Source organism: Psychroserpens citreus, assembly GCF_055686305.1.
Map to the genome: position 1 here is coordinate 920,386 of NZ_CM145999.1, position 12,742 is coordinate 933,127.

At 33.9% G+C, this 12,742-nt stretch carries 14 protein-coding genes; all 14 read right to left on the minus strand.

The window, feature by feature from the left end:
* Positions 1 to 4 precede the first annotated feature (4 nt).
* The 14 genes from ACTU6T_RS04195 to cyoE all read right to left on the minus strand — a co-directional run bounded on the left by ACTU6T_RS04195 (position 5) and on the right by cyoE (position 12,681).
* Complete coding sequence (locus ACTU6T_RS04195) at positions 5 to 1,324, minus strand: efflux RND transporter periplasmic adaptor subunit (protein ID WP_460220007.1); 1,320 nt, start codon at positions 1,322 to 1,324, stop codon at positions 5 to 7.
* A 3-nt stretch (positions 1,325 to 1,327) separates the two neighbouring features.
* Entirely contained in the window at positions 1,328 to 2,770 is a 1,443-nt protein-coding gene (locus ACTU6T_RS04200; protein ID WP_460220008.1) for a TolC family protein, read from the minus strand.
* A 52-nt stretch (positions 2,771 to 2,822) separates the two neighbouring features.
* Positions 2,823 to 3,983: an efflux RND transporter periplasmic adaptor subunit gene (locus ACTU6T_RS04205; RefSeq protein ID WP_460220009.1), complete on the minus strand. Its 1,161-nt coding sequence runs from the start codon at positions 3,981 to 3,983 to the stop codon at positions 2,823 to 2,825.
* Positions 3,984 to 4,003: 20 nt separating this feature from the next.
* Entirely contained in the window at positions 4,004 to 5,263 is a 1,260-nt protein-coding gene (locus ACTU6T_RS04210) for an ABC transporter permease (RefSeq protein WP_460220010.1), read from the minus strand.
* A 1-nt stretch (position 5,264) separates the two neighbouring features.
* Positions 5,265 to 6,509, minus strand: a complete 1,245-nt coding sequence (locus tag ACTU6T_RS04215; RefSeq protein WP_460220011.1) for an ABC transporter permease — start codon at positions 6,507 to 6,509, stop codon at positions 5,265 to 5,267.
* Entirely contained in the window at positions 6,502 to 7,203 is a 702-nt protein-coding gene (locus tag ACTU6T_RS04220; RefSeq protein WP_460220012.1) for an ABC transporter ATP-binding protein, read from the minus strand. Before ACTU6T_RS04220 ends, ACTU6T_RS04215 begins: the two co-directional genes overlap by 8 nt.
* A 136-nt stretch (positions 7,204 to 7,339) precedes the next feature.
* Entirely contained in the window at positions 7,340 to 7,567 is a 228-nt protein-coding gene (locus tag ACTU6T_RS04225; protein ID WP_460220013.1) for a hypothetical protein, read from the minus strand.
* 3 nt (positions 7,568 to 7,570) lie between these two features.
* Complete coding sequence (locus ACTU6T_RS04230) at positions 7,571 to 8,119, minus strand: DUF420 domain-containing protein (RefSeq protein WP_460220014.1); 549 nt, start codon at positions 8,117 to 8,119, stop codon at positions 7,571 to 7,573.
* Positions 8,112 to 8,876 (minus strand): SCO family protein, encoded by a 765-nt coding sequence (locus ACTU6T_RS04235; RefSeq protein WP_460220015.1) that lies wholly within the window; start codon positions 8,874 to 8,876, stop codon positions 8,112 to 8,114. The genes ACTU6T_RS04230 and ACTU6T_RS04235 overlap by 8 nt, the downstream gene beginning before the upstream one ends.
* A 1-nt stretch (position 8,877) precedes the next feature.
* Positions 8,878 to 9,597, minus strand: coding sequence for a hypothetical protein (locus tag ACTU6T_RS04240; RefSeq protein ID WP_460220016.1), 720 nt, complete (start codon positions 9,595 to 9,597; stop codon positions 8,878 to 8,880).
* An 89-nt stretch (positions 9,598 to 9,686) separates the two neighbouring features.
* The gene (locus tag ACTU6T_RS04245; RefSeq protein ID WP_460220017.1) at positions 9,687 to 10,067 is read right to left on the minus strand and encodes a cytochrome C oxidase subunit IV family protein; all 381 of its coding nucleotides are present in this window, start codon (positions 10,065 to 10,067) and stop codon (positions 9,687 to 9,689) included.
* Positions 10,068 to 10,089: 22 nt separating this feature from the next.
* Entirely contained in the window at positions 10,090 to 11,067 is a 978-nt protein-coding gene (locus ACTU6T_RS04250) for a cytochrome c oxidase subunit 3 (RefSeq protein WP_460220018.1), read from the minus strand.
* A gap of 138 nt (positions 11,068 to 11,205) precedes the next feature.
* Positions 11,206 to 11,787, minus strand: coding sequence for a cytochrome c oxidase subunit 3 (locus ACTU6T_RS04255; protein ID WP_460220019.1), 582 nt, complete (start codon positions 11,785 to 11,787; stop codon positions 11,206 to 11,208).
* Positions 11,788 to 12,681, minus strand: coding sequence for a heme o synthase (cyoE, locus tag ACTU6T_RS04260; protein WP_460220020.1), 894 nt, complete (start codon positions 12,679 to 12,681; stop codon positions 11,788 to 11,790).
* Positions 12,682 to 12,742 lie beyond the last annotated feature (61 nt).

The following is a 12,742-nucleotide window of genomic DNA, read 5'->3' on the forward strand; positions in this document are numbered from 1 at the left end:
TTATTTAAGAATCTTCCGCAGAATCATTCTCTTTTTTTACTTTTTTATTTTTCTTTTCAATTTTATCGCCAGGTTTAAGTGTTTTTGAAACCATATTATATGGTCCAGTGATTATTTCATCACTTTCACTTAATCCAGAAACAATCTCAATATTTGTATCGTCTTGTATTCCAGTAGTAACCTTCTTTAATTTAGCAACACCATTATCATTCACAAAAACACACTCAAATTTTTCTTCATCTTCGGCTTTTATTTCTTCAGTGTCATCATTATCATCATTTCCTCTTCTTCTCTTTTTTTCTTTCATTTCAGATTCGGTCTTAATGACAATCGAACTTATTGGTACAGCTACAGAATTATTACTTTTATCGGTTATAATATCCACTGTTGCTGTCATACCTGGTCTAAAAGGGGAAAAATTCTCTGGTTTTCCTTCAATTAAATCTTGATATGACTCTTCAAGTATTCTAACTTTAACTCTAAAGTTTGTTACTTGGTCTGACGTTAAAGCTCCAGCAGCCGAGTTGGCAATTTCTGTAACTATTCCTTTAAATTCTTTCTTTAAATACGCATCAACTTCAACAATAGTGGAGTCTCCTATTTGCACCTTCACAATGTCATTTTCATTAACATCAACTTCAACCTCCATATTATTCAGGTTAGCCACTCTTAAAATTTCGGTTCCAGCCATTTGTTGTGTTCCAACAACGCGTTCACCTAATTCAACATTTAGCATCGAAATTGTACCACTCATTGGCGCATAAATTTCAGTTCTACTTAAGTTATCTTTTGCCTCATTTACTGTCGCTGCGGCACTTTGGACACTATAGTAGGCAGAGCTTTTAGATGCTTCTGCAGTTTCATATGCAGCAGTAGCTCTATCCCAGTCTGCTTTAGAGATGACACCTCTTTCAAAAAGCGTTTTATTTCTGTCGTAATTGGCCTTAGCCTCTTTTAATGATGCTTCAGCCTGTTCTAACCCAGCTTTAACATTCTGATAACTAGCTTGAGAACGATTCACCGCAGATTGAATTAAATCTGGATTTACACGCACCAAAAGGTCACCTTTTTCAACTTGTTGACCTTCCTTAAATGGAAGTGCTAAAATTTCTCCAGAAACTTCACTAGATATTTTTACCTCAACTTCTGGCTGAATTTTACCCGTAGCAGAAACTGTTTCAGTAATATCTACTAGTGCTACTTTCTTTACGTCTACTTCTTTAAAATTCCCTTTTTTGCCGAACATTCCCATTGACTTTCCTGCTACTAAAGCAATAAGTAGCAAGACAGCAATCCCGAGAATGATTTTTGTTTTTTTGGTCATGGTTTAAAACTTTAATTCTGTTGCAGGTATTCCGAAGTATAATTCGAGAACCTTCAACTTAAATATGTAATCATATTTTGCACGATTAACTTCAATTTGAGCATTGTCGTATCGCAATTTTGACTGACTAAAATCGAATGCATTTGTTAACCCTACATCATAGCGTTCTTTTGCATAATCATAGGCTAGTCTCTGAGACTCTAACGCAGATTCAGCAGCTTCAAATGATTTTAAAGCGCCTTTTGCATCTACATAGGCTTGATACACATTTGACTCTAAATCTAATTCAGCTTGTTCGAGTTGAAATTGTGTGCGTTGTAAATTTATTTTGCTTCTTTTTATATTTCCTTTAGTGGCAAACCCATTAAAAATAGGAATATTTAAATTAAGGCCGTAACCAATACCATCATTTTGATACAACTGATCTCCAAAAGGATCTGCTCCAACTTCACGTACAATTGTATTAGGAAACTCTCCTACAACAGATTGACCTGTAGCCTGAACAACACCTATTTGTTGTGTCACAGTTGGATTGTCTGGATCAACTTCAGATATGAAAGATGTAGTATTGGCATATCGTGTATTGTAGCCAAAAAATGCTGATAACGTTGGTAAGTTAGCCCCTTTCGAAATCTGCAAGTCTTTTTTTGCAAGTTCCACATTTTGTTCAGCAATCTTAATCTCAGATCGCACTTCTTTTGCCTTAGTTAGAATTTCTGAAATATCCTTCCCTACGATACCGTCGTCAACTATATCGTAGCCTTCGTCTTCAATATCGAAGGTTTCATAATCCTTAATAAGTAGTAATTGGGCCAAGCTTATGAGTGATATTCTTACGTTATTTTCAGCATTAATAATAGCTTGTTGTTCACTAGCGTCTGTTGCTTGAATTTCTAGTAAATCTCCTCTAGGCAATGAGCCAGCTTCAACCAAATCTTCTGTACGTTGAATTTGTTCTTTAGTGACTTCGTTCTGAGATTTCAACACTTCCACATTAGCCTTATTTAATATCACTTGAAGATATCCATTGGCCACAAAAAGTGAAATATCATCTTTCATTTTATCTAAACGATACTGACTTGCGAGTTTTGATATTTCAGCACGCTGAACAGATCTTATATTTCTAAGACCATCAAATAATGTATACCCAACATTGATACTACCATTAGCTGATAAAAATGTTGTTGTTTGAGCATTATTGGTTACTGGGTTAAAACTAAGTCCGGTGTTTTCAGATACTCCAGCGCCTGCATTTATACTTGGAAGAAAATTACCAATTGCAGTAAGCCTCTCAATATCTGCTGTTTCAATATCTAATTCACTTTGCTTTACTGAAATATTATTTTCTAAAGCATACTGAACACATTCAATAAGTGTCCATTTTTTATTTTGAGCTTGTAAACTAATTGTTACTAGAACAATGAAAATGCTAACTATTTTTTTCATAATTATCTATATGTCTCTATAAATGTTAAAGTGTTACACTGCATGTTAAAATTTATTGTCCAGCGAACTGCATACCACCTTGGACAGGATTCCAAACTTTTATTTTATCGTCTTTTGTTATACCGCTTTTAACCTCTACGAAAATACCATCACCTATACCTAATTCTAAATCTTTACGTTCAAATTTTTGGTCTCCCACTTCTACTTCTACATATGGCTTTTTCGTTTCTTCATCATATTGTACAAGTGCTTCTTTAATGGCCAATACTTTTACTGCTTTCTCTAAAATAATAGACGCATTAGCGCTTAATCCTGCACGAATAAACGTTGAGTCCATTTTTTTAAGTGTTCCTTTAATCTCAAATTGGATAGCGCCATTTTCTTCAACACCTTTAGGTGCAATATAATCTAACACGGCATCAAAAGTTTCGTCTTCAATAGCACCAACAGTAATTTCTAAAGGAAGCCCTTCTTTAATTTTACCAACTTCACTTTCATCAACTTTTCCTTCAAAGATCATCTTTGTAACGTCGGCTAATGAAGCAATAGAGGTTCCTTCATTAAAATTATTGGCTTCAATAACCTGATTACCTGCTTTTACCGGAACGTCAAGAACCATTCCTGCTACAGTTGCTCTCACTTGAGTTTGAGCAATATTACCTAATCCAGAAGTTGTTCCTGTTTTAATGATATCATAATTTTGACGCGATTGGGTGACATTAATTCTTGCCTGCTCTACTTGTTGCTTTGCTTGTAAATAAGTGTTATTTACTTGATCAAACTCGTTTGCAGCAATAACACCTTTTTCAAAAAGTCCTTTTTGTCGATCAAAAATCGCCTTCTGAGTTTTGTAGTTAATTTCAGCGGTTTGTAATGCTGTTCTATTAGACGCTATAGTATTCTTTGCACTTGTTAAATTAGATACATTAGGAATCACTCGTATTTGAGCAATTAAATCTCCTTGTTTGACATACTCACCAGCTTCAATGAATACTTCTTCCACTACACCAGAAATATTTGGTTTGATTAAGATTTCCTCCTTTGGCACAATACTTCCTGTTGCAACCGTTTTGACAACGATGGTTTCTTCAGAAGGTACCTCTGTAGTATAAGTAACTGGATCTTCTTGATTCTTCTGCCACAGATAAAATAGTGCAGCTCCAAATAGAATTACAATAAGTATTAAAGCGATTAGTGTTTTTGTTCTTTTCATGTGTTGATGATTAATTTAATTTATTCTATTCTTAAAGCGTCGACCGGTTTCATTTTAGTTGCTCTACTCGCCGGAATAAATCCAGCTGCCAACCCTGAAACTATTAATATAACAAGAGCTATCACAACGACCTGCATTCCTACACTCGGGTTAGCAAAGTTTTCAGTTGGACCTGCACTATCTAAAATCGAATTCATACCCCAAATTGTAAATGCAGCAAATGTAATTCCTAACATTCCTGATAAGGTGGTTAACAATAAACTTTCTTGAAGGATTTGAGATTTAATGGTCCAAGGTGAAGCTCCAAGTGCTCGTCTAATTCCTATTTCTTTAGTACGCTCTTTAACGACGATAAGCATAATGTTATTAATGCCAATAATACCAGACATTAACACAAGTATTCCAACAAAATATCCTACGATACTCAGTATAGAAAACAAACCATTAATTCTTCCAAATTCTTCAGCTAGATCAAAATGACCAATCGCGCGATCATCTTCTGGATGTACTTTATGTCGAGATTTCATTAAATCAAAAACCTGTTGTTTAATAGATGTTATTGGAACATTATCTTCTGCTGTTATAGCCATCCAACCCACGCGATCTCCTCTATTAAAGGCTTGTCCAAACGTAGTAAATGGAATATAAATTGTATTAGCTTCTTCTTCACTATCACCTTGACTATTGGTGTTTTTGAACGTCCCTACAACTAAAAAATTGACTCCATTTATTTTGATATAAGTACCTAGAGCATCTTCCGTTTTATCATAAAGTCCTTTTATAACTCCAGTCCCAATAATACATATTTTTCGCTTTTCATTAATATCCGAATAACTAATAAATCTACCCTGTAGAATATCCATGGGCTGTTGTTTAATATACTCTGGGTAATCTCCATAAATTTCAAATGCACCAGTTTTTGTACCTCTTATGACATTATTATTACCTCTAAAGCCACCAAGTTGATTTCTAGGAGAGACATATTTAAGACTAGGAACTTGACTTTTTATAGCAGCTACATCGTCTATTTTATAATTAAAAAAGCGTCCTTTAGGCAAGCCTTTGTAGGGTTTCGATGTACCTTGAGTCCACATAAACATGGAATTAGTAGCGAAGTCGCCAAAATCGGCAGTGACACCATTACGAAGTCCATTGGTTAGTGCCAATAAAATAACAAGTACAAATATTCCCCAAGCTACACCAAATGCCGTTAAGGCGGTTCTAAACTTGTTTGCATTTAATGCTTCTAATATTTCGCTCCAGCGTTCTTTATCAAACATATTATTCGTCTCTTAGTGCTACAATAGGTCGAATTTTAGCTGCACGATATGCTGGGAAAAAACCAGCTACGGCTCCTGCAAAAACAAGAACAAATACAGCACTTATGGCAATATTAAAATCGACTTGAGGATATTTAATAAAATCATGTTCAATCTGAGGCCCTAACAATTCTAACAGTCCCAACCCAAAGATCAAGCCGAATAAACCGGCGAACATAGTTACAAAAATAGCTTCCTGAAGAATCATCCCAATGATAGAAATTGGTAATGCACCTAAAGCCTTTCTGATTCCTATTTCTTTGGTTCGTTCTTTAACTATAATGAGCATAATATTTCCAACACCTACCACACCAGCTATAATGGTTAAAACTCCAATAATCCAAAATACCAATTGAATCATATCAATGAGTCCATAGATTTTTTTTGCTTCTTCTAGTGTATTAAATACTCTAATTGCGCTTGTATCTTCAGGTGATACAGTATGCATTTGTTTAAGTTCACTTTCTATAGCATCAGACATCTTATTAGACAATTGTACTGCTTCTTCAAAATCATCACTCATTTTCACAGTAACCAAAATATTTCGAATATCATCTCCAGCACCAAACACTTTTTGTGCAGTAGTTAATGGAATATATGCTTGTTGTTCTTCACGTTCACCACCTGGGTCAATAAACACACCAACTACTTTAAAACTCATGCCAAAGATTTTAATATCCTTATTTATTGGATCTTCATCCTTGAATAAATCTTGGCGTAGCTTTCTACCAATAACTGCAATTTTCCGATTTTCTTCCAAGTCTATTTCACTCACAAATCGCCCAGTTTCCATATCAGCATTTTCAATAAATTGATGGCCAGGCATAGCACCTCTTACTTGATATCTAACACTTTCATTTTTATAGGTAATATCTGCTCCCCAAATCGAATATAAGGCAGTTTCGTGTTCTATATTACTTTTATATTTTTCAGAAATGAAATCGAAATTTTCATTTTTCATTTGAATATAACGTCCAGGGTTTAAACCCTTATATCCCTTAGTAGTGACACCAGTCCATACTGTAATAAGATTGGTTGCATCTCTTTCGAACTCAGATTTAACACCATTCTCCAGTCCTCTACTAAAACCAAGTAAAATAACTAAAATGAATATACCTGATGCTACTGAAAGTCCAGTTAAAAACGTACGAAGTTTATTTTTTCGTAAGGTTTCAAAAATTTCTTGCCAACGTTCTATATCAAACATGTTGAGATGCTCTTACTTGTTCTACAGTAGTATCGTTAATAATAATTCCGTCCTTTAGGTTCACAATTCGTTTTGTCATTTGAGCAATATCGTGCTCATGCGTCACTACTAAAATCGTTTTTCCTTCGTCATTGATGCCTTGAATAAGCTCCATGACTTCATAAGATGTTTTAGTGTCTAGTGCTCCTGTTGGCTCATCGGCCATTAGCACTTTTGGATCACTTGCTAAAGCTCGGGCAATAGCAACTCGTTGTTTTTGTCCGCCAGATAATTCACTTGGTAAATGATGTGACCAATCTGCTAAACCAACTTTTTCAAGATAATGCATGGCGCGATCTGTACGCTCTTTACGTTTTATACCTTTATAATACAAAGGCATTGAGACATTATCGAGTGCAGATTTATAATTGATAAGATTGAAAGACTGAAAAATGAATCCAAGAAATTCATTTCTATACTTTGCAGCAATCTTCTCGTTAAGATTCTTAATTGGAACATTATCAAGAATATACTGCCCTTCATCAGCTTCATCTAACATTCCTAGAATATTTAGCAAAGTGGATTTGCCTGAGCCTGAAGACCCCATAATAGAGACGAGTTCTCCTTGTTTTACATCAAAATTTATACCTTTTAATACGTGAAGCGAGTTGCTTCCCATATGATAAGATTTATGCAAATCTTTGATTTGAATCATAATACGGATGGTTAATTCCTACAAATTTAATTAAAACCTAAAATGATTTATCCTAAGTATTTGTTAAGAATTGATTTTTGATTGATATATATAAAAGACGACAAAACATCAATAATGTTACAGTTATAACGTGATTTTATTGAGTTTCTTTTGTTTTTCTAAAAAACTTCCAATAAATCACGAATCCAATTCCTCCAACAAGTAGATAAGGAATGGCCATTAAATACATAATACCGTCGTTAACTCCTTCGGCTGTAGTTTGTCCTTCTTCACTTTCTAAAACCGCTCTACACATAGCACATTGTGCACTTGCGCTTAATGAAATTAATGCAAGATATATTGTAAAAAGCACCTTCTGTTTCATAGTTTATATATAATAAGGTGAAATCATTACATACACAATAACTCCAGTTACAGCAACATATAACCAAAGAGGAAATGTAATCTTGGCGATTTGTTTATGGCGTTCAATATTATTTGTTATAGCTCTTACATATGTAATCAATACAAATGGTATAATAACAATAGACAATAATATATGAGATAATAATATTACATAATAGACGTACTTGATTGCTCCTTCACCTCCGAATTTCGTAGAATCACTAGTCATGTGATAGGCTACATACATCACCAAAAATGCTACTGATAATGTAATGGCAAATTTCATCAAACGTTCGTGAAGTTTTCTATTATTTTTTTTAATTGCGATTACTGCGAGAATTAAAATTAAAGCCGTTAGTCCGTTAATCGCAGCGTAAATTGGAGGTAAAAATGTTAAAGGCTCAACCTCAATACCAAAGTCTTGCAATTTTATTCTTGATAATACTGCTACAACAAGTGGAATAACAATAGCCAAAAGCACGATCCATTTGTTGTATTTTTTTTCAGTTGAAGTCGTATTAACCTTAGTCATTATAGTCTTCTTTTAATAGTTTAGCAATATCTTCCTTAAGTATACTTATTTCCTGAGTTTCTCCATCTTCATCCTCTTGATCGCTTTCACTCATAATACCTTTGTAGAATATTTTAGGATTTCCGAAGTTATCTTGTCGAGAACGTATAAATCCATTCTTATCAATCAATGCGAAATTTCCCGAATGCTCAAAACCTCCTTCAACCTCAGGGTTTACACCAGCATAAATATTGAATCCTACATTTGCCAAAGCATAAATCGCATCTTGCTCTCCAGTCATTAAATGCCAATTAGGGTTAGTTACTCCGTAATTCTCGGCATATGATTTTAACACTTCTTGTGTATCATGTTTTGGATTAATTGTAAATGAAGCCACTCCAAAATCTTCAAAATCTGAAAAGGTATTTTGTATTTGAACTAGGTTTCTAGTCATTCTAGGACAAATTGTTGGACAGGTCGTAAAGAAAAACTCAACTACATACACCTTGCCTTCAAAATCTTTATTGGTTATTGTCTTCCCGTTTTGATCAACAAAAGAAAATGACGGAACTTTTTTAGGTTCGTTATTAATTTCTAGAAACATTAAATCAGAAATATAACCGTTTGTATTAGAAGACACATCCTGAGATCTACTTTCTGTTCGAGTGATATCACCTCCTTTAATTCGATCAACAATCTTTGGAACAAAGATGATTCCAGAGACCAATAGTGCAAAAGCAATTCCTATATAGGTGTAGTTTGTTTTTTTTGTGCTCATATCATTTATTTTTATCTGCATTTAAATCTTCGGCACGTCGCGTAGAAGAATCAAATTCACCTTTTCGTTTTTGACGATACTCTGTAAATAAAATCCTAAGATCGTCACTCATTTTATTTTTAATTTCGGCAACTTCAATACAATCGTAAGAATAAAGTGAATACACATGTTCCTGTTTTTCTTTCTCGTTATCTTCCCTATCATCCAATCTTCCACGTTGCTTTAAATCTTTATCCACAATAAACACATGATCTGTAAACAAACTCTCACCTAAAGCTTCCTCTGTTTTTAAACTATTAAATACTGCTTTAATATCATTTGGCTCACCAAAAACATAATGCCAAAAACGCATGTCATCGTAGTTATTTATTTCTTTCTGAAGGGCTAAAGCCTTTTTTTCGGCTCCTTTTGGCAATACAATAACAATCTGAAATTTTTTAAACCCTTTAAACTTATCGTAAACTAATTCTTTGAGGTTTGAAGCAGCAATGACAGCATCAAAGGGCTCATTTCCGAGAAATCCTAAAATAGTGATGTGATCTTCTAACTTAATTTTATCTTCAGAGGATGAAGAAAACAATTCCAATTCGGTTACCTTTTCATCAACAACTTCTAAAGGATTATAATTATGTGTTGAAGGGTAAAGAAATAACAAAAAAATGACAGGCAGGAAGAATAAAACACCTAAAATAAGAACGGTTTTTAATGGCATTTTATTCATAAGGTGCTGAGTTTGATTTTATGGTGCAAAAATAAAAAAGACGGTTTAAAAAAACCGTCTTTTTGTATACTTTATGATAATAAAATCATTTAAAAATCTTTTTTGGTAAAGCCTGTTTCCCATACGCCTTCTACATAACCTCCTTCTTGTAATAAGATAAACACTAAGTAACAAATTAAGAAAATAGTAGTCCAAACCACCATACGTCTTAATGCTTTGGTTTCATCTCTCATATGCATGAAATCCCAAGTAATATAATAGGCTTTTACAATGGTTAAGATGATGAAAATCCAGTTAAGGAGTTTCATACCTAAAACCTTAGTCATTAAATACTCAGGCTTATAAATACCTAGTGCGACCTCAACAGCGGTTACAATGGATAATAATATTAATACTCCCCAAATTTTTTGAGTATTGGATTTAAACTTGAGTGTACCTCTAAATATTGCTAATTTATGTTCGTGTGCCATGTTTTATACTATTAAATAAAATTTAAACCAGGTAGAAGAATGTAAATACAAATACCCAAACTAAATCGACAAAGTGCCAATATAAACCTACTTTTTCAACCATTTCATAACTTCCTCTTCGCTCATAAGTACCAAGGATAACGTTGAAGAAAATGATAATATTAATCACAACTCCAGAGAATACGTGGAAACCGTGAAAACCTGTAATAAAGAAAAAGAAATCAGCAAATAGCGATGTCCCATATTCGTTAACATGAAGGTTAGCACCTTCAACAACCATTTTACCATTATTTTTTATCTGGCTTAATGATTCTTCACGTGATAAGACTGTTTTTTCACCCTCTTCATTAATCGTTTGTGTTCTTACTAAAACATCAGAATGTGATTGCAATCCTTTATAAACTTCGTCAACTGTATATGTTGGTAACTTAGATTCTTGAACAAACCACAATCCATTTTTACGATTATGTTCAGTTCTATATTTTTCTTCTGCAACAACAAAATCACTTAAAGCAACACGTTCGCCTTCGGTATTTACAAACTGAAGAATATTTCCACCTTTAGTTTGCACTGCTCCAAAATCACCTTTGATAAATGTTCCCCATTCCCAAGCTTGAGAACCAACGAAAATCAAACCACCAATAATGGTTAAAAACATGTACCAAGTTACTTTATTTTTCTTCATGTGATGACCTGCATCTACAGCCAATACCATTGTTACAGATGACATAATCAGAACGAATGTCATAAATGCCACGTAAATCATCGGGTAATTTCCGTGGAAAAACGGAATGTGAGTAAACACCTCATCAGCTATTGGCCATGAACCAATAAACTTAAATCTTGAAAATCCGTAAGCTGCTAAAAATCCAGAAAATGTTAGGGCATCTGATACGATAAAAAACCACATCATCATTTTACCATAACTCGCTTTTAGTGGCTTATTGCCGCCACCCCAAGTTTTGCCTTCTGTTCCAGTATTTGCTACTGTAGTATCCATATAAAGCATTTAGTTGTTAAAAGTTGCACAAAAATAATCATTTTATCTATCTAAAAAAACATTGGTTTCTAAAAATTAAAAACATAGTGCTTGTCTAGACTATATAGTAGGTTCAAGCCTATAAAAATGATTGAAATATTAGGCTAAAAATGTTAAAAACAAAAACAAGAACAACCACAGTATATCTACAAAGTGCCAAAAGGTAGCAGAGAGTTGTACTCCAAGGAGTTCTGTTGCTGAATATTTTTGTTTAAAATGATTATAAATTACAACGAGTAATGAAATAAGTCCAGCCACAACGTGCAAAATATGTACAGCCGCAATGACATAAATAAAACTCATCGTCACATTAGACGCTTCTCCAGTAAAATAATAACCAGAATCTACTATTTGCTGAAAGCCATAAAATTGACATATAATAAATGCTACACCAAGCACAAAGGTTATCAATAGCATACTTGTTGCTAAAGATCGTGAACCGTTTTTTATAGCACGCTTGGCTAGTATAAACGTGATACTACTCACAATAATAATAATGCAACTTATTAAAAATGCTTTAGGCATTGCAAAATCGTGCATCCAATCTTCACGTTTTTTACTCACAAGTACAGCACTTGTTAAACCAGCAAATGACATAACTAAAGATATTATCCCAAACCAAAGCATCATGCGTTTAGCTCTATCGTTTTTTTCTTTTATCGTCCCTTCTGTTAAATCCATTTATCTTATAAATTTATCGACCACATATACAATTTGAAGTAATGTGATATATGATACACTAGACAGCATTAGTTGTTTTGCTGCTTTAGCAGTTCGTTTTTTAAATAATTCAAAGGCATAATATAGCATGACCAAACCAAGTGCAAATACTATGATTGCTGCAACAATAGATAATTTTAGTTCTCCAGTCACTCCAAACACAGGTACTATTGAAATTAATATGGTCCATATCGTATACATGATAGTTTGCACAGCAGTACCTTTATCTCGTTTTCTAGTAGGCAGCATATAGAATCCGCCTTTTTCATAATCCTCATACAAAAACCAACCAATCGCCCAAAAGTGAGGGAATTGCCAAAAGAATTGTAAGGCAAATAAGGTGCCTGGTTCGATGCCAAAATCATTACTCGCCGCAACCCAACCCAACATAAAAGGAATCGCTCCAGGAATGGCTCCAACAAAAACCGCTAAAGGTGTTTTTGTCTTTAATGGCGTATATACACAAGTATAAAGGAAAATGGAAATTGCACCATACATAGCAGTTCGCTCATTAATGGTGTATAAAACAACTATACCAGCAATTGTAAATAGGCTCGCAATAATGAAAGCTGTTTGCTTACTCATTCGCCCAGCTGGAACAGGTCTATTTTTAGTACGATCCATCAAGGCATCCAAATCTTTCTCAATGATTTGATTAAACGCATTAGAAGCACCAACCATAAAATAACCACCAAATGCTAGTAAAATCAATGTATAAATATCCACTTCTACAGCACCAAGTAAATATCCAGCCAAAGCAGAAAACACCACACTTACAGAAAGTCTGATTTTTGTAATTTCCTTAAAATCGGAAAATATAGAAGCGGATTTTACTCTTGAATTTACAGTACTCAATACCAGTGATTTTATTGCGTCTGCAAAGATACTCTGAAAATTGCTTTTGGGCAATTCTATT